This is a genomic window from Micromonospora sp. NBC_00858, from assembly GCF_045207365.1.
Classification (GTDB): domain Bacteria; phylum Actinomycetota; class Actinomycetes; order Mycobacteriales; family Micromonosporaceae; genus Micromonospora.
In genome coordinates this window covers 5,840,668-5,856,503 of the sequence record NZ_CP108828.1, presented here as the reverse complement: position 1 = coordinate 5,856,503, position 15,836 = coordinate 5,840,668, and the positions used below count along the sequence as shown (strand labels likewise).

The 15,836-nt window shown below is 71.4% G+C and carries 18 protein-coding genes and 1 tRNA gene; 12 read left to right on the top strand and 7 right to left on the bottom strand.

Annotated features, from left to right (window positions below):
• Nucleotides 1-145: 145 nt before the first annotated feature.
• The 4 genes from OG990_RS27310 (at nt 146) to OG990_RS27295 (ending at nt 2,601) form a co-directional block, all read left to right on the top strand.
• Complete coding sequence (locus OG990_RS27310) at nt 146-475, top strand: YbaB/EbfC family nucleoid-associated protein (RefSeq protein ID WP_406077604.1); 330 nt, start codon at nt 146-148, stop codon at nt 473-475.
• A 1-nt stretch (nt 476) separates the two neighbouring features.
• On the top strand, nt 477-782 hold the full coding sequence (locus OG990_RS27305; RefSeq protein WP_386985627.1) for a hypothetical protein: 306 nt from the start codon (nt 477-479) through the stop codon (nt 780-782).
• Nucleotides 782-1,462 carry a hypothetical protein gene (locus OG990_RS27300; RefSeq protein ID WP_406077603.1) on the top strand — a complete coding sequence of 227 codons (681 nt, stop codon included), beginning with the start codon at nt 782-784 and terminating at the stop codon, nt 1,460-1,462. The genes OG990_RS27305 and OG990_RS27300 overlap by 1 nt, the downstream gene beginning before the upstream one ends.
• A 299-nt stretch (nt 1,463-1,761) precedes the next feature.
• Nucleotides 1,762-2,601 (top strand): stage 0 sporulation family protein, encoded by an 840-nt coding sequence (locus tag OG990_RS27295; protein ID WP_406077602.1) that lies wholly within the window; start codon nt 1,762-1,764, stop codon nt 2,599-2,601.
• A gap of 113 nt (nt 2,602-2,714) precedes the next feature.
• Here OG990_RS27295 and OG990_RS27290 read toward each other — a convergent pair whose 3' ends face one another.
• Nucleotides 2,715-4,532, bottom strand: a complete 1,818-nt coding sequence (locus OG990_RS27290) for a metallophosphoesterase family protein (RefSeq protein ID WP_406081895.1) — start codon at nt 4,530-4,532, stop codon at nt 2,715-2,717.
• Nucleotides 4,533-4,622: 90 nt separating this feature from the next.
• Between OG990_RS27290 and OG990_RS27285 the strand changes: the two genes are divergently transcribed.
• Nucleotides 4,623-4,696: transfer RNA gene (locus OG990_RS27285), tRNA-Thr, on the top strand.
• 64 nt (nt 4,697-4,760) lie between these two features.
• Here OG990_RS27285 and OG990_RS27280 read toward each other — a convergent pair.
• Nucleotides 4,761-5,645 carry an NAD(P)-dependent oxidoreductase gene (locus OG990_RS27280; protein ID WP_406077601.1) on the bottom strand — a complete coding sequence of 295 codons (885 nt, stop codon included), beginning with the start codon at nt 5,643-5,645 and terminating at the stop codon, nt 4,761-4,763.
• Between the two features lie 49 nt (nt 5,646-5,694).
• On the opposite strand from OG990_RS27280, the gene OG990_RS27275 reads away from it, so the two are divergent.
• Complete coding sequence (locus tag OG990_RS27275; RefSeq protein WP_355600550.1) at nt 5,695-6,045, top strand: helix-turn-helix domain-containing protein; 351 nt, start codon at nt 5,695-5,697, stop codon at nt 6,043-6,045.
• Nucleotides 6,046-6,258: 213 nt separating this feature from the next.
• On the opposite strand, the gene OG990_RS27270 is transcribed toward OG990_RS27275, so the two are convergent.
• Both OG990_RS27270 and OG990_RS27265 read right to left on the bottom strand, forming a co-directional pair.
• A complete protein-coding gene (locus tag OG990_RS27270) occupies nt 6,259-7,302 on the bottom strand; it encodes a hypothetical protein (protein WP_406077600.1) in 1,044 nt (347 codons plus the stop codon).
• A 383-nt stretch (nt 7,303-7,685) separates the two neighbouring features.
• Entirely contained in the window at nt 7,686-8,153 is a 468-nt protein-coding gene (locus OG990_RS27265) for a hypothetical protein (RefSeq protein ID WP_386985617.1), read from the bottom strand.
• Nucleotides 8,154-8,316: 163 nt separating this feature from the next.
• Here OG990_RS27265 and OG990_RS27260 point away from each other — a divergent pair, with 163 nt between their 5' ends.
• The 3 genes from OG990_RS27260 to OG990_RS27250 all read left to right on the top strand — a co-directional run bounded on the left by OG990_RS27260 (nt 8,317) and on the right by OG990_RS27250 (nt 9,942).
• Entirely contained in the window at nt 8,317-8,787 is a 471-nt protein-coding gene (locus OG990_RS27260; protein WP_406077598.1) for an NUDIX hydrolase, read from the top strand.
• A gap of 154 nt (nt 8,788-8,941) precedes the next feature.
• On the top strand, nt 8,942-9,349 hold the full coding sequence (locus OG990_RS27255) for a VOC family protein (protein WP_406077597.1): 408 nt from the start codon (nt 8,942-8,944) through the stop codon (nt 9,347-9,349).
• A 32-nt stretch (nt 9,350-9,381) separates the two neighbouring features.
• Entirely contained in the window at nt 9,382-9,942 is a 561-nt protein-coding gene (locus OG990_RS27250) for a DUF4240 domain-containing protein (RefSeq protein ID WP_386985611.1), read from the top strand.
• A 19-nt stretch (nt 9,943-9,961) separates the two neighbouring features.
• Here the strand turns inward: OG990_RS27250 and OG990_RS27245 are convergent, their stop codons facing one another.
• Nucleotides 9,962-10,579: a pyridoxamine 5'-phosphate oxidase family protein gene (locus OG990_RS27245; RefSeq protein WP_328422782.1), complete on the bottom strand. Its 618-nt coding sequence runs from the start codon at nt 10,577-10,579 to the stop codon at nt 9,962-9,964.
• A 183-nt stretch (nt 10,580-10,762) separates the two neighbouring features.
• Here OG990_RS27245 and OG990_RS27240 point away from each other — a divergent pair, with 183 nt between their 5' ends.
• From OG990_RS27240 to OG990_RS27230, 3 genes are read left to right on the top strand one after another with little or no spacing between them, the layout of a single operon-like run.
• Nucleotides 10,763-11,266 (top strand): DUF2231 domain-containing protein, encoded by a 504-nt coding sequence (locus OG990_RS27240; protein ID WP_386985610.1) that lies wholly within the window; start codon nt 10,763-10,765, stop codon nt 11,264-11,266.
• Nucleotides 11,266-11,817: an Hsp20/alpha crystallin family protein gene (locus OG990_RS27235; RefSeq protein WP_406077596.1), complete on the top strand. Its 552-nt coding sequence runs from the start codon at nt 11,266-11,268 to the stop codon at nt 11,815-11,817. Before OG990_RS27240 ends, OG990_RS27235 begins: the two co-directional genes overlap by 1 nt.
• 9 nt (nt 11,818-11,826) lie before the next feature.
• The gene (locus OG990_RS27230) at nt 11,827-12,948 is read left to right on the top strand and encodes a glycosyltransferase family 9 protein (RefSeq protein WP_406077595.1); all 1,122 of its coding nucleotides are present in this window, start codon (nt 11,827-11,829) and stop codon (nt 12,946-12,948) included.
• Nucleotides 12,949-12,968: 20 nt separating this feature from the next.
• On the opposite strand, the gene OG990_RS27225 is transcribed toward OG990_RS27230, so the two are convergent.
• Entirely contained in the window at nt 12,969-13,847 is an 879-nt protein-coding gene (locus OG990_RS27225; RefSeq protein ID WP_328422791.1) for a glycosyltransferase, read from the bottom strand.
• Nucleotides 13,844-15,736 (bottom strand): D-glycero-beta-D-manno-heptose 1-phosphate adenylyltransferase, encoded by a 1,893-nt coding sequence (rfaE2, locus tag OG990_RS27220; protein WP_406077594.1) that lies wholly within the window; start codon nt 15,734-15,736, stop codon nt 13,844-13,846. Before rfaE2 ends, OG990_RS27225 begins: the two co-directional genes overlap by 4 nt.
• Nucleotides 15,737-15,836 lie beyond the last annotated feature (100 nt).

The window sequence follows — 15,836 nt, the reverse complement described above, 5'->3', positions numbered from 1 at the left end:
CCCGCAGCTCCCGACCCCTGGTCCCACCGGGCGGACCGGTCATCCACAGGCATCGACACGCGCGATTGCTGTGCGGTACGGTCCGGTGTGCCGTGGTGACGGTGGCAGCACGCAGAGTGAGGGATCATCCGGGAGGAGTCGGCCGATGCCGCGGGGGGAGATCGACGAAGCCTGGATCGAGGAGGCGGTGCGGCGCTACCGCCGGATCGAGTCGCTCCAGGCCGAGTTCGACCAGGCGGTGTCGACCGTCGAGGTCACCGTCCGGTCGCCGGACGGGCTGGTCGAGGTGGTGGTCACCGCCGCTGGGCGGATCACCGACGTCCGGTTCCTCGGGCCGCTGCACAGCCGCAGCCCACGGGACGTGGCCGGCTCCGTGCAGGCCGCGGTCACCGCGGCGGCCGACGCCGCCGAGTGGGCTCGGGAAAAGCTGCACAACGAGACCTTCGCCGCCTACCGACCGCTCGCGGGAGCCTGAGATGGAGACACTGCGCCGGCTCTCCGCCCGGCTGGACGAGGCGAGCGCCACGCTCACCGCCCTGTCCCGCACGGTCACCGCCAGCGATCCGGCCCAGACCGCGTTCGGCGCGGACGCCCCCGGCCGGCCCGGTGAGATCGGCCGCGCGCTGCACCGGCAGTGGACCGTCGCCACCGACGACCGGTCCCGCGAGGCGCGGGCTGCCGCCGGCCGGCTGGCCGCCGCCGCAGCAGCGGTGCGCGAGGCCGCCGACCGCTACGGCGAGGTCGACCGGGCCGCCCGCCGCCGGATCACCGGAGAGCCGTGATGGACCCGTTGGACCGGCTCGCCGAGCCCGGCCTGGACCTGCTGCGCCGGGTGGACACTCTGCTCGCCGCCGGTGTCCCCGAGGGGCACTGGGTCTGGCCGCTGCTACGCCGGATGCAGGTGCTCCCCGGCGACGCGGTCCGCGGCTTCCTCGACCTCCACCCGGCGCCGCTCGCCGGCGCCGGGCGCGCGGTGCGCCGGCTGGTCCGGGGGTACGACGACGTCTCCGCCGCGCTCACCGACCCGGTGCTCTGGTCCGGCCCGGCCGCCTCGGCGTACGGGCAGGAGCGGGCCGCGCTGCTGCGCCACCTGGACGAGGGGCCGGAGAGCCTGGTCGGGCGTCTGGAATCCACCGCCGGGTACGCCGACGCGCTCGCCGACTGGGTCGAGGGCAGCCGCCTCGCCCTGGCCCGGACGCTGGCCGACGTGCTCCGCTCGGCCGAGGCGGTCAGCGTGGTCGCCGCCACCGCGACCGGCGCGTCGCCCCGGCACGGGCCGGTCGGGCCCGGGGTGGCCGACGCGGCCGAGATCGCCGCGCGGGTGCTGGCGGTGCTCTGCGTCGCGTACGACGGTGCGGAGACGTTGCTGCGCCAGTGGGCGCCGAGCCTGGCCGAGTCCGCCTGGCGGCCGTCGACAGACGGTCGGCCCCACTACGGTCAGCCCACCCGGGTCGGCTGGTAGCCGGGCCACTGGGCCCCGGACAGGCCACGGCGTCGCTCGCGGGCACCCGGCCTGAGCCGGCACCGGCGGCGACGCCGTGGTCTTCCCCCTGCACCCCCCGCAGGTCTGCCTCCACTCAACGCCGCCCGGACGCGTTTGTCCCCTGCCCTGGCCCGGATTCAACCGTCCGGGCGAGGTGCAACGGCACGACGGGGTGGCCCGGCAATCGGTCAAGTCGACGGTCATGGATGGCAGCGGGGCGTAGTTGGTTGGCGACGGCCGGCGCGCGCTTCACCGGTGATCCGTCGTAGGGTGGGGAGATGGGCATGCTCTGTGCGGTCAGCTTCAACCGGTACGGGCGCCTCTACTACCTCGACCCCGGTGAGTTGCGCCCGCAGGTCGGCGACAAGGTGCTGGTGCCCACCGACGACGGGCCCGAGGTGGCCGAGTGCGTCTGGGCCGCGCAGTGGGTGACGGAGGAGACCGACGGCTTCCCCCAGTTGGTGGGGCTGGCCGGCGACGACGACCTGCACCGGGACGAGGCGCTGCGTCGGCGCAAGGCCGAGGCCAAGGTGGCCGCGAAGCGGCTGATCCGCGCGCACGGCCTACCGATGAAGGTGGTGGCCGTCGACCACGTGCTCGGCTCCACCGACGGCGGCGGCGAGCGCAGCACCGTCTACTTCACCGCCCCGCACCGGGTGGACTTCCGATCCCTGGTCCGCGACCTGGGCGCCACCCTGCACTGTCGGGTCGAGCTACGGCAGCTCTCCGCACGGGATTCGGCGCGGGTGCAGGGCGGCATCGGTTCGTGCGGCCGGGACCTGTGCTGCGCCACGTTCCTCACCGACTTCGAGCCGGTGACCATCCGGATGGCCAAGGACCAGGACCTGCCGCTGAACCCGCTGCGCATCTCCGGCGCCTGTGGCCGGCTGATGTGCTGCCTGAAGTACGAGCACCCGCTCTACCAGCGCTTCCAGGAGACCGCCCCAGCCGTCGGCAGCAGGGTCTCCACGTCGGAAGGTGAAGGCCGGGTGGTCGGCCACAGCGTCCCCCGCGACGCGGTGACGGTCCGGCTGGACGCCGACGGCTCCCGCTGCTCCTGCTCCCGCGCCTCCGTCTGCGCCCCCCGCCAAGCCCACGACCAGCACTACACCCCCTAACCCCACCGGCCCCGCCGCTCCCCGTCCCGTCCCGCCCGGTGATCATGAAGTTGTTGCCCGGCGGACCGGCGTGTCGCAGCAATAACTTCATGGTCAACGGCGGCGACCGGGCCTCAGGGCAGGGTGACGGGGGGTTCGGCCAGGCGGGCGGTCAGGGGGGTCTTCGGGGTCAGCCAGCTGGCGGTGGGGGTCTGGTCGGGGTTGGGTTGCCAGTCACGGGCGACCCGGTCGACCGCGATCGGGTAGATGGTCAGCGTGCCGTCCGGGTCGATGCGCAGCCGGAGGAACGACTTGGAGTCCTCAATGCCCTGACCGGCGAAGAGTTCGTTGACGTTCACCCCGAACGACGCCGCCACCAGCAGGTACGCCGCGAGCAGTTGGCTTGCCACCAGGCCGATCACCGGACCGTAGAGCACCGCCGCGGCGACCAGGGGCAGCGGCCATGGCCAGTCGTAGAACGGCAGTGCCAACCAGACCCAGGTGCCGGCGGCAGCCAGCCCGACGTGCGCCAGGCCGTGGGTGACACCGAGAATCCAGTGCCGCGCGTGCCGCTTGCCGCTGGCGCTGGGCGGCTTGGCGAACAGGGCCGCCGCCAACACCGTCACGAGCAGCATCACCACCAGCGGGACGCTGAACAGCCGTTGCTCGGTGGTGTCCGCCCAGTTCGCCGCCGCGCCCGCCATGGCCAGCATCAGCAGCGTGTGCACGGTGCCGAGCAGGGTGGTGAAGCCGGGATTGCGGAACGGCAGCCGGGCGAAGATGCCCCAGCCGTAGCGGCGGGAGCGGGCCGCGTCCGGATAGCGGGCCACCAGGTCGTACGGCTGGGTGCGGCTGGCCCGGCGGGCCAGGGTGTCCCGAGGCGGTACCTCGATACGCTCCGCCAGCTTGTGGGTGGGGTAGAGGTACGCGCCGCCGCCGCCGCACGTGATCAGTTGCCGGTCCGGCCCGGCGTAGCGGGCGTAGTGGTGCAGGTCGCCCGAGAGCAGCAGCCGGACCCGTGCCCCGGTCGGGTCGATGATCGTCCGGATGAAGTAGTCGATCGAGTCGTACGCCGTCGGTTGGTCGACGGCCTTGACCCAGGTCGGCGCCGGCGCCGCGATGATCACCTTCGACTCCGGGCCGAGCCGCCGGGCCACCTCGTCGAAGTAGGCCAGCTGCGGGTCGTCCAGGTACGAGCCGGACTGGTCGTCCACGCCGAGCAGCCACCAGCCTGCCGGCAGCTCCACAGCGAAGTACGACCTCGACTGCCCGGTGCCCCAGCCGCCGAAGTGTCGGTCCCGGGAGCGGACGAACAGCCGCAGGAAGGCGGTCAGACCGTCGTACCAGTCGTGGTTGCCCGGCACCGCGTAGAGAGTGGGCCGCTCCGGCGGGGTCCCCGGCAGCGCGGCCTGGTAGGGGCCCTTGCACCGGTTCTCGTACTCCTCGTAGGCCGCCGACGGGTACACCTGGTCGCCGCCCATCACCAGGGTCTGCGCCCGGGGCAGCCGGTGCCCGTCCACGGTCAGCTCCGGCTGTGCCAGCAGGTACGCGACCGAGTAGGTGGCATTGAAGCCGTCACCCAGGTCGGCCACGTAGTCGAGCCAGAGCCCGCCATCCGGCCCGACCTGGCGGAAGATGCCGTCGCCGAAAGCGTTCTGCAGCTCGCGCTTGTCCAGGTACGCCCCGAACAGCACCGCCAACAGCGTCCGGATGCCGGTGCTGATCAGCAGGAACGGGGCCAGCCAGGGCACCGGCTTGCGCGGGGTGAAACCCAGCTCCAGCGGGTCTGTGGTGCGCGGGCGGTGGGCGGCCCGCTCCCCGGCCGGCGCACCGTCGGGACGTCCGTCCGCTGGGTCCTGCTGGTCGGGGTCGTCGAGGGGGGCGTGATCGTCGCTCACCCGCCGCAGCGTAGTCCCGACCTCGATGATCCGCTGTCCGGTAAGCGTCCAGATGGCGGCCGATGTCCGGTTGGAGGCACCGCACTCGGTGGGGGTATCCCGTTCGGTTGGTGGCCGCGAGGTGCCGTACACTTGCTGATCGTTGCCGCCTTAGCTCAGTCGGCTAGAGCGACGCACTCGTAATGCGTAGGTCGACGGTTCGATTCCGTCAGGCGGCTCGGCACCGAAGCCCAGGTCAACGACCTGGGCTTCGCCGTTTCCCCACTTACCGGTGGCGGACCCTCAGCGTCGCCCCAGGACCTCGGCGACCCGCATGAACCCGTCAGTGCCGTGGCCCAGTCCGATGGCGCGGCGGGCCAGGCCCTCGGCCGCGCGCATCACGCCCGCGTCGATGCCGTGCGCCTCGGAGGTGTGCACGATATGAGCCATGGACGACACCGTTGAGGTGATCGGGTTGCCCTCGCCGGAGAAGCTGCCATGGTCCATCTCCTCCGCGGCCTCCTCGAAAATCGGAGGCAGGATCGTGGCGATTCCCTTGGCGAACGGTGCCAGCTCCCTCGCGGTGACACCCTCGACCTTCGCCACCGCGAGTGCGTGCGCGTAGCCCGCCATCGCGGTCCAGAAGATGTCGAGCAGCGCGATGTCGTACGCCGCAGCCCGGCCGATCTCCTCGCCGAGGTGGGTGTGGCTGCCGCCCAACGCGTCCAGCACCGGCTGGTGCTCCGCATAGAGTTCCGTCGGGCCGCTGTGGATCAGCACCGCGTGCGGCGTTCCGATGGTGGTGATCGGCGTCATGATGGCACCGTCGAGGTATCGGACGCCGTGCTTGGCCGCCCAGTCCGCGGTGTCCCGGGCTCGGTCCGGAGTGTCGGCGGTCAGGTTCTCCACGGTGCGCCCCTTGAGCGCATCGGTGACCGCGTCGCGTCGCAGGATGGCGTCCGACGCGTCGTAGTTCACCACACAGACCACGGTCAACCCGCTCGCGGCGACCGCCTCCTCGACCGATCGGGCGCTGACCGCGCCCCGCTCGACCAGCTCCCGATCCCGGCCCGGGGTCCGGTTCCAGACCGTGGTCTGCAGACCGGCGTCCAGGAAGGCGCCGGCGAGGGACCGCCCCATCGGTCCCAGACCGAGCACGGTGACAGACTTTTCGGTGTACGGGGACATGCTTGACTCCCACCATAAATGTCATTAAACGGTAGTGAATAGGACGAAGATGACGCGCAGTCGTGCCCAGGACCCGAATGTCTGCGGAGTGACCGCCGCGATCGCTGTGATCGACGGCAAGTGGAAGACGACTCTGCTCTGGCTGCTGGAATCCGGTCCGCGCCGTCCCGGAGAGCTGCGCCGGCAGCTGCCGGGCCTCACCGAGAAGGTGCTGACTCAGGCGCTCCGGGAAATGGAGGCCGACGGACTGGTGCACCGGGAGGTGCACGACGTGCTGCCGCTGAAGACCGAATACCTGCTGACCGCGTTCGGCCGCGAGCTCGCCGAGGCGTTGTCCCCCCTTTCCGACTGGGGCCACCGCCGTCTGGAGAAGCTCACCGAGGCCGATCGGGCCTCCTGAAACATCGCCTACCTCCCCGTCCACCCGATCTGGCCGTCTCGCGACCACCCACAACCAGATTCACCCGGCCGCCCCGCGCCGACAAGTACCCACAAAAAGGTGGCTACGCGGGAGGCGTGGGGTGCTCAGGCCGGTCACATCCACGCGCAGGGGGACCAGCGTGCCGTTGGGTCAGGACAGCAGGGGTTAGCCCAGGTAATTTAGTTCGGCGAACTACCCTTCGAGTCGCGCCAGCAAATCCTTTTGCAGGGACCACGACTCGTCGTTGATGCACTCAGCTAGGCAGGCGAGCCCGAGTGCCAAGGGCCAGGAAACCGCCTGTCTGTGCTGCGGCAACATATCGAGCGGTCGGCTGGGATCCCACAGTCGCAGAGGCGCGAGGCTGACCGCCATGAATTCGTGAACATAAGACCGTTCGACCCGGCGCGGTGACCGGTCGACCACCTGATCGCCCGTAAGGTTGAGGAGGGTCACGGCGCAGAACTCTGGCATCGCGCCCCGGCTGACCCACCGACCGTGACCAACGAGAGAGCTCTCTTCTATATCGCGTGCCTTCAGGTGGCACTCTTCCCGCAACTCACGCTCGGCTCCGCTTATCGCGATTTTCTGGATAGTCCAGTCGGCCATGTCTTGGGGCACGTCCTTGGGTTCGAGCGCCCCCGAGCCGGACGGGGCGAGCAAGCCAGGACTGCCGATGTTGCCGTCGGTCTGCGCGACAAGAAGCAACTGCCCGTCGGTGGTGAAGGCTAGCGTCGATACGCCGATCAGGTTCGCCAGACGACTGCGCTTGAAAGGGATCAGCCGGCCGTCCAGGTCGAGGATGAGGTCCCGTCCACGAACAGCTGGGCTCTTCCGACCCACCTCCCAGATGTCCAACGGGGCGAGCAGGTTGCTGCACATAAAGTCGAAATAGCGGCCGGCTCTCAGCTTGACGACATCGTCGCTCAAAAGATCCGACGCCAGACAGAGCGTGCTGTCGTTGTAGATCTTTCCCGTTCTCGCACGGTAGGTTAGATAGTCAAGCGACCAGGTTCTCAGGTCACGTGGAAGTTTGTAATCGGGGGTCTGGACAATAGCTCGGATGGGCCGCTTGCGCAGCTCGGCGTTCTCACGGGACAGCAGAATTCCTACGTCGCGGGCGCTTTCCACGCTTGGCCCGAGGTTCGCCGAAAGGCTAATTACGTCCCGGTAGTTGTCGCCCGTCCGTTGCTGGAACCGGACCTCTTTTGAACGGCGTCGGTTGGCTCCGGTCTCCATGAGGGAGAGGGTAGCGCCAGCGAGGCCTGCGGCTACACTGACCGGCCGAGGCGGGTCGACCAGAGACGTCGCCAACCCGAACGAGGCTAGAACCAAACCAACGGTGGTCAGCCTGTATCGCCACAGTCTGTAGCGCCAGATGGCGGTCTTTGTTCTCACCATTCTCTTCGGTCCAAGCATCCGCGCCCTCCGGTGGTGCGACGTGCCTCGGGGGCCGCATCGTAGCGGCAAAAGCGGAGGCTCGTCGCCCGCTCAGAAAGCCGGGACTTCATAGTGATTCAGGACAATCCCGAGCAGGACCGGCCTTCGACAGCCAGCTCCGCGTCGTTGGCAGTCATGAATCTGACTCCTGGCGACGGTGTTCGTGGCGACGGCGGAAGTGATCAAGAGCTGGACGTGGCGGCAACGACCTCGCGGACTGCGCGCTCGTACTGGTTCCGACGGAACACGAAAGGACCGAAGCTCCCGTAGTCGCGCTTGGGGCGATGGGGCTGTGCGAAGCCGCGCCACGTCACCGAGTCGTCAGCAGTGACCACCTGGGCATCCAGTGGCCAGCAGCCAACCTCGCCGCAGTCGCAACCGAGCAGGTTGATCACACCCATCCTGGCCCAGTACGCGGAGTCCGGTCGTCCAGCGAGGTAGGCGGCCAGGTCGCCGAAGTTGAAGTGGTCGAGCACGAGCCCGGCATACGCACCAGGCACATCGTGGCCGGCGGCATGTTCGAAGCCGGAAACCAGGTCCACCAGGCTCACGTCGTCGACGTACGGCAACAGCTCGCGCGCTGGGTTCGGCCCACCGCCCCATGGACGGATCTCGAAACGAACCCTGCGAATGAACGGCCGAGGTGGCACGAGGCCAAGTATGCCGCAGGCCGCCCCAAGGGCCAGGTGTGCCGCTACCGCGATCCCGCAACTCGCTCGCGTTAGGACTCTGCCGGCCTGGTCAGGCTCTAAAGGTGTGGCGGCATGTCCGCCGTAACACCGGCTCGGGCTGCCGAGGTGGCAGCCTGGAGCTATGGCGCGGACTGAGCACTACCACGACCCGGACGCCCCCACGGCCAACAGCATCGTTGTGGCGGTCTCCGTCTTCGTCACCGACCAACAGGGTCTGCTGCTCCTCATCAAGCGCGACGACAACGGCGTGTGGTCCCTGCCCGGTGGGGAGCAGGAGATCGGCGAGTACGTCGCCGAGACGGCCGTACGCGCGACCCTTGCGGCAACCGGCGTGCTCGTCGAGGTGGCGGGCGTGGTTGGCGTGTACTCCGACCCTGCGCATGTCATCGAGCACGCCGATGGCGAAGTGCGGCAGCAACTATCGCTCTGCTTCCGAGCACGGCCACTAACCGGCGTATCGACGCCGAGCGGTGAGCCAACCGCGGTGCGGTGGGTGACGCGCGAGGAGTTGAGTCGACTATCGGTCCACCCGTCGACGATGCTCCGCATCAAGCATGGCTACGAAGACCGCCGCGAGGCGTACGTGGGTTGAGAGGCAAAGGCGTACCTCGGTCAGGAGGCAAGCCGCGCGAGCGCAGCGGCCGAGGTTTGTCAGGGGGTGATGACACGGTGGGTCCGACGAGTTTCGCGGTCCAAAGCAGTACATCCGGCAAATGTCCCGTCCGACATCCTGGAGGCGTCCTTCCATGACCTTCGCACCCGTGATCATCAGTCTGCCCATCGCCGACCGGCCGACCTCGCACCGCTTCTACCGCGACGGCCTCGGTCTGGACACCGTGGGGGAGTTGGCCGACGACGGCATCCCGGAGCCTCTGCAGTTCGTGGTCAACGACGGGCTGCGGCTGATGCTGATCCCGACCGGGGGCTTCGGCTGGGTGATCGGCGGGCACGAGGTCGCCGCGCGGGGGCAGAGTGAGTGCGTGCTCAGCCTCAGCGTCGCCTCGGCCGCCGACGCGGACGCGATCGTCGAGCGGGCCCGCGCCGCGGGGGCCGAGGTGGTCAGCGAGCCGGTGGCACAGCCCTGGGGATACACGGGCGTGTTCGCCGACCCGGACGGTCACTTGTGGATGGTGTCCGCCGATTCGGAGTCCTGAAAAGCGTCGGTGGTACCGGGTACGGTCCGGCCGTGACCGTGACCACCGATGCCACTGGGACGTTGCCCACCCCCGCCGACGAGGCCCGGCTGTGGGCGCTCATCGAGTCGGCGTGGGCCGAGTTGGGCGCCGAGGCCCTGGCGCTACGCCGGGCCCTCGTCGAGCGTGACCCCCGGGACGACAACGGCGACGACGATGACGATGACGCCGGTCTCTACGCGATCGACGCCTGGCTCGACCCGCTCCTGGACCGCCTCGGGCACCTCAGCGCCGAGTTGTCCGGGCAGGAGTTGACCGACCTCGACCGGGTGGTGGAGCGCAAGCTGCACGACATCGACCGGGAGGACATCCACGAGGTGACCGACGGTTCGGACGACGGTTTCCTCTACTGCCGGGGCTTTATCGTCGCCCTCGGCCGGGCGTACTACGAGGCGGTCCGCGCCGACCCCGCAATGGCCCTGCTCGACGCCGACTGCGAGGGCCTGTGCTACTTCTTCGCCCACCTGCACAACGACCGGTTCGGCTCCTGGCCGGAGACGGGCTCCGGCATCTCCCGGGAGTCGTTCGGCAATCCCGCCGGCTGGTCGAGTTGACCGACAACGGCAGGCGGGGTCAGACGTAGATCTTCTTGGCGTACTCCGGGCCGTAGTGCCGTTCCAGGTCTTCCAGGCTCTCCGTCGGCGCCTCGACCTCCTTGATCAGGCGGGCTCGGGTCGGCAACAGGTCTGGCTGCCAGGTCTCCGGCTGCCACAGCGCGGACCGCAGGAACGCCTTGGCGCAGTGGTAGAAGATCTGCTCGATCTCCACCACCACCGCGAGCACCGGCCGGTGTCCCTTGACCACCATGTCGTCGAACCACGGCGCGTCCCGTACCAGCCGGGCCCGCCCGTTGATCCGCAGCGTGTCGGTCCGCCCCGGGATCATGAAGAGCAACCCGACGTGCGGGTTGTCCAGGATGTTGCGGTAGCCGTCGGCGCGCTTGTTGCCCGGCCGCTCCGGCAGCGCGATGGTCGTGTCGTCCAGCACCAGGGCGAACCCGGCCGGGTCGCCCTTGGGCGAGACGTCGCAGCTGCCGTCCGCGCCGGCCGTCGCCACCAGGCAGAACGGCGCGGCGGCGAGCCAGTCGCGGTCCCGCTCGTGCAGGCGGGTGCGCTCCTTGTTCACGGCCCGCGCGTTCGGCACGCCGAGCAGATCGCGCAGCTCCTCGTGCGAGGTGATCTCCACCGTCACGTGATCCTCCCCCAGCCGTTGACCCGGGTGGCGGGTGCCACCGTCCCAACGGCGTCAGTCGCCAGCCTAGGCCCGCGCGGCCAGCGGGAGGTTTGCGCCCGGTTGTCGGGGGTACGGCCTCACGCGGACGCTCCGCCGCACGAACCGTCACGCCAGGCAAAGCCGACCAGTGGAGGCCGGGAGATGGAGAGCCGACTCAAGGTGCTGGGCCACCCGGTCCATCCGATGCTGGTCATGTTCCCGGTCGCGCTGCTGGTCACCGCGGTGCTGTTCGACCTGGTGGACACCCTCGGCGGGCCCGACCTCCTCGGCGAGGTCGCGTACTGGAACATCACCGTCGGCCTGATCGGCGGCCTGCTGGCCGCGGCGGCCGGCACGTTCGACCTGCTGGCCATCCCGACCGGCACCCGCGCCAAGCGGGTGGCGTTGCTGCACGCCGGGGCCAACGTCGCGGTGATCCTGCTCTTCGCCGCGATCTGGGTGGTCCGGCTCAACGCCGACTCCCGCGCCGCCGGCGGAGCGTTGCTCGTCGTCGAGGTGGTCGCGGTGGCCATCCTCGGCATCAGCGCCTGGCTCGGCGGCGAGTTGGTGGACCGGCTCGGCGTGGGCGTCGACCGCGACGCCGGCCTCGACGCCCCGAGCTCACTGCGGCCGACCGCGGCCCCCCACCGGATCGGAGAGGTGTGATGAGTGAGCAACAGCAGACCGGCGGCTTCGGCCGGGGATGGCGGGGCCGGCAGCAGGGCTGGGACCCGATGGGCGAGCTGCAGTCGCTGCGCACCGAGCTGAGCCGGCTGGTCGGTGGCCGGGCCGGAGCGTCCGACGTCGAGCTGACCGACACCTCGGACGGCTGGGAGGTCGTCGTCCGGCTGCCCGGGGTGGCGCCGGAAGAGGTGGCGGTCGAGCTGGACGACCGGGAGCTGTGCGTGCGGGCCCGCTCCGAGGCGGAGGTCAACGCCGACCAGGGCATCCCGGGCGGCTTCGAGACCCGCGGGTTCGAGTACCGCGTCGACCTGCCGTCCCGCGTCGACCCCGAGGGCATCGACGCGGTGATGGACCACGGCCTGCTCCGGGTCCGGTTGCCCCGCGCCGCCCGGCCCACGCCGCGCACCATCACCGTCGGCCGCACCGGGCCGCGCTCCGGCGGCCTCTCCCGTGGTACGCCGATGCCAGCCGATCCCGCCGCGGACCGGGAGCTGCACCGCCCGGACACTGTCGGCGAGATCGACCGGCTGTAGCGGGACTGCGTGGTCACCGCGTCCCTGCTCGGCCCGTCGGCCGGGCTCGTGCCCGACGTGCGACGGATCGCGGTGCTGCGCGCCAACGCGCTCGGAGACTTCATCTTCGCCCTGCCGGCGCTGGAGGCGCTGCGAGTCGCGTACCCCGGGGCGGAGATCGTGCTGCTCGGCGCGCCGTGGCACGCGAAGCTCTGGCGCGACCGGCCCGGCCCGGTGGACCGGGTGCTGGTGGTGCCGCCGGCACCCGGCATTCGCGAGCCGGAACCGGGCGAGCCGGAGTCGGCGATGGACGACTTCCTGGCGGCGGCCGCCGGCGAGGGCTTCGACCTGGCGGTGCAGATCCACGGCGGGGGCGCCAACTCCAATCCGCTGGTCAGTCGCCTCGGCGCCCGGGTCACCGTGGGGCTGCGGGCCGACGACGCACCGCCGCTGGACCGGTGGATCCGCTACGTCTACTACCAGCACGAGGTGATCCGCTATCTGGAGGTGGTGGGTCTGGTGGGCGCACCCGCGACCACCATCGTGCCCGCGCTGGCGGTCACCGACGCCGACCGGGCCGAAGCGGCCCAGGTGCTCGGCCCGGCGGGCCGACCCCGGGTGGCGCTGCATCCGGGCGCCACCGACACCCGCCGCCGTTGGCCCGCTGAGCGCTTCGCCGAGGTGGCCCGCGAGCTGCACCGCGACGGCCACGAGCTGCTGGTCACCGGTACGCCCGCCGAGCGGGAGGTGGTGGACCGGGTGGTCGCGGCGGCGGGGGTGCCGGTCCGGCCGCTGGTGGGCACGCTCAGCCTCGGCGGGTTGGCCGGTTGCTACACGGACTGCGCGCTGGTCGTCTCCAACGACACCGGCCCGCTGCACCTGGCCGCCGCGGTGGGTACCTCCACGGTCGGCATCTACTGGGTCGGCAACCTGATCAACACGGCGAGTCCGCTGCGCGGCCGGCACCGGCCGATCAGCTCGTGGACGGTGCACTGCCCGGTTTGCGGGGTGGACTGCACGCCGGGCATCTACCCGCACCGGCCCGGCGACGGCGAGTGCCCGCACCGGGATTCCTTCGTGACGGACGTGCCGATGGTGGAGGTGCTGGAGGCGGCCCGCGAGCTGCTCAACCCCGAGCCCGGCGCACCCTGACCGCCCCGGCCGCCAGCGGATCAGGCCGGCTGCGGAGTGTCCTCGTCGGCGAGCACGACCTCCCACGCCTCGACGTCCCGCTCGGTGACCGTGGTGGGGGACTCCAGGTGGTGGGCGCCGCTGGGCAGGATGCCAGCCCCGCCGTACCGGGCCAGCACCGCGAGTTGGGCGGCCACGTCCTCGCCCTGGTGCTTGTCCGGCAACCGACGCCAGAAGTCGAAGCCACCGGAGTCGACGAGTTTGGCCCGGTCGAAGAGCACGCACCCGCCGATCCAGGAGACCTTGTACGCCCGCCACGCGCCCGGCGGCAGCGCCAACTGCGCGGTGACGTGCAGCAGGTTCGCCGCCGAGTGGATCCGGGCCCGGTTCCACTCCGGGGTGCCCGGCCGGATCCGCTCCGGTGTGGGTGGGCCGATCCATTCCTCGTAGTGCCCGTGCGTCTCCGGTCGGACGTCGTCAACGTACGAGAGCCCGTGCACGCCGTTGCCGACGAACCCGCAGCCCAGCTCTCCGAGCGCGGTGACCAGCCGGTGCAGTGCCCCCGGCTCCAGCCAGACGTCGTCGTCGAGGCTGAGCACGTACCGGGCGTCCGAGGCGGCGAGCAGGTACGCCCGGTGTTCGGCCAGCCCACGCCGGGGTAGCCGGCGGGTCAGCAGCACCGGGTGACCCCGGTGGCGCAGCGCCCGGACCATGGTGGCCGCGGCGGGGTGGGCGTACGCCGGTTCCCCGTCGGACTGGTCGCTGACCACCACCCCGAAGCCGGGCACCCCCTCCTGGGCGGCGAGCCCGGCCAGGGTGACCGCCAGCTCGGCGGGCCGGTTACGGGTCGGGATCAGCACGTCGACCTGCCGGTCGGCGCGGAAGGCCGCCGGGGTGTCGAGATCGAGGGGCCGATTCACGACGCGTGGGTGCGGGTGCTCAGCGACGGGTCGGCCTGCCGGTGGTGGCTGTGCGACGACGGGTCGGGCTGCCGGTTGTGGCTGTGCGACGACGGGTCGGGTTCCCGGTCCTGGTTGTGCGACCGGATCCGCTCGATGATCGCCGAGGTGGATCGGTCCGGCACGTACCCCAGGGTGCGCACCTGGCCGCCCAGTCGGCGCACCAGCGGCGCCTCCGGCACCAGCTCCGGCGGGTAGTCGCCGCCCTTGACGTAGACGTCCGGCCGGACCGCCTCGATCAGCGCGGCGGGTGAGTCCTCCTCGAAGACGACGACGTGGTCCACGCAGGACAGCGCGGCGAGCAGGGCACCCCGGTCCTCGACCGGGTTGACCGGCCGGTCCGGCCCCTTCAGCCGGCGTACGCTGCCGTCCGAGTTGACCGCCACGATGAGCAGGTCGCCCAGGGCGCGGGCCTGCTCCAGGTAGCGCACGTGCCCGCGGTGCAGGACGTCGAAGCAGCCGTTGGTGAACACCACCGACCGCCCCGCTTCGCGATGCTCGGCGACGATCGCGTCCAACTCGTCGGTGCCGACCAGCGACGGATGCCCGCTGGTCACCGACGGCTGGTCGAGTGCGGTGAGCAGGTCCTCGCGCCGGCACACGCAGGTGCCGGTGTCGGACACGGTGATGGTGGCCGCCAGTTGGGCGAGCTGGGCGGCGGTGGGCAGCGGCGCGTCGGCGGCCAGGGCCAGCGTCATCGCCGCCAGGTACGCGTCGCCGGCACCCACGGCGTGGCTCGCCGGGACCGGTGTGCTGTGGCTGCGCCGAGGCTCCCCGTCGGCGCCGCCGACCACCGCGCCCTCGGTGTCCAGGGTCACCGCGACCACGTCGGCACCTGTGTGCGCGCGCAACTCGGCCAGGCGCGACTCGGCCAGTACGGCCCGGTCGACGCCCTCGCCGGCCTCGGAGTTCACGGTCACGCCGGTGCCGGTGACGCTGAGTCCGTCGCCGGTGAGGGCCACCCGGCCCTCGCTCGGGGTGGGCTCGCCGACGGGCCCCGGGCGGTCGGCCCGCACCGGGTCCGGGGTGGTCTCGGCGCTGACGTCGTCCGCGTGGGCCCCGCCCGGGGCGGCGCCGACGGTCAGTTCGGACGGTCCGTCGGCCGGGTCGCTGTCGGGGTGCTCCAGGTGCAGTCCGGCGCCGGAAGGCGGCCGGGTCGCACCGCCGGCCCGGGCCAGCAGTCGGGTCGCCTCGGCGAAGCTGGGGGTGACCACGGTCGGCGCGAGGCCCCGCCAGTCGGCCAGGTCGTGGGCGTCCAGCGCGACCGTGGCGTACCGTTCCCGCTGCTCGACCAGCCAGGCGCGGACGGGCGCGGGCAGGGCGCCCAGGCCGTAGTCGCAGACCACCAGGGTCGGCGCCTCTCCACCGGCGGCGGCGCGCAGCTCCTCGGTGGCGCAGTTCAGGGCGGTGAGCAGCCGGGTCACCCCGTCCGGGTCGAGCGCGTCGTCCGGGTCGCCGGAGTCCTCCCGGAGCAGGATCTGGTTGCCGGCCAGCATCCGCCGCTTCACCGGGGTGGGCCGTCCGGCCTGGTTGACCGTGCGGTCCCAGACTCCGGCGCGGTCCAGACAGTCGTGTAGCTCGTCGCCGGCGACGTCGGCGCCGACGGGTGCCACCAGCACCGCCCGGCCGCCGAGGGTGGCGACGTTGACCGCGGTGTTGGCGGCTCCACCGGCGGCGGAGATCCGCCGGCGCAGGGTGAGGACCGGGGCGGGTGCCTCCCGGCAGAGCCGGTCGGAGTCGGCGAACCGCCATTCGTCCAACATGGCGTCGCCGACGATCAGGACCGGGCGCCCGAGCCAGCTCTCCACGACGGTCGCGAGCCGGCGCTGTTCCGCTGCTGCTCCTGCCATGCCTCCCCGGGTCCCCACCGCCCTGGAGGTCAAACCTCGCGGTGATCGACCCAGCCCGACCCACCGGCCTTCCAGCCCCGCCCCAGCACATCAGTGCCCG

What these genes read in the sequence shown, in the direction of transcription:
- OG990_RS27300 (WP_406077603.1), top strand. Translation starts at nt 782, where the DNA reads ATGGACCCGTTGGACCGGCTCGCCGAGCCCGGCCTGGACCTGCTGCGC.
- OG990_RS27235 (WP_406077596.1), top strand. Translation starts at nt 11,266, where the DNA reads ATGAGTGAGCAACAGCAGACCGGCGGCTTCGGCCGGGGATGGCGGGGC.
- OG990_RS27240 (WP_386985610.1), top strand. Translation starts at nt 10,763, where the DNA reads ATGGAGAGCCGACTCAAGGTGCTGGGCCACCCGGTCCATCCGATGCTG.
- OG990_RS27275 (WP_355600550.1), top strand. Translation starts at nt 5,695, where the DNA reads ATGACGCGCAGTCGTGCCCAGGACCCGAATGTCTGCGGAGTGACCGCC.
- OG990_RS27280 (WP_406077601.1), bottom strand. Translation starts at nt 5,645, where the DNA reads ATGTCCCCGTACACCGAAAAGTCTGTCACCGTGCTCGGTCTGGGACCG.
- OG990_RS27295 (WP_406077602.1), top strand. Translation starts at nt 1,762, where the DNA reads ATGGGCATGCTCTGTGCGGTCAGCTTCAACCGGTACGGGCGCCTCTAC.
- OG990_RS27310 (WP_406077604.1), top strand. Translation starts at nt 146, where the DNA reads ATGCCGCGGGGGGAGATCGACGAAGCCTGGATCGAGGAGGCGGTGCGG.
- OG990_RS27305 (WP_386985627.1), top strand. Translation starts at nt 477, where the DNA reads ATGGAGACACTGCGCCGGCTCTCCGCCCGGCTGGACGAGGCGAGCGCC.
- rfaE2 (WP_406077594.1), bottom strand. Translation starts at nt 15,736, where the DNA reads ATGGCAGGAGCAGCAGCGGAACAGCGCCGGCTCGCGACCGTCGTGGAG.
- OG990_RS27270 (WP_406077600.1), bottom strand. Translation starts at nt 7,302, where the DNA reads ATGGAGACCGGAGCCAACCGACGCCGTTCAAAAGAGGTCCGGTTCCAG.
- OG990_RS27260 (WP_406077598.1), top strand. Translation starts at nt 8,317, where the DNA reads ATGGCGCGGACTGAGCACTACCACGACCCGGACGCCCCCACGGCCAAC.
- OG990_RS27255 (WP_406077597.1), top strand. Translation starts at nt 8,942, where the DNA reads ATGACCTTCGCACCCGTGATCATCAGTCTGCCCATCGCCGACCGGCCG.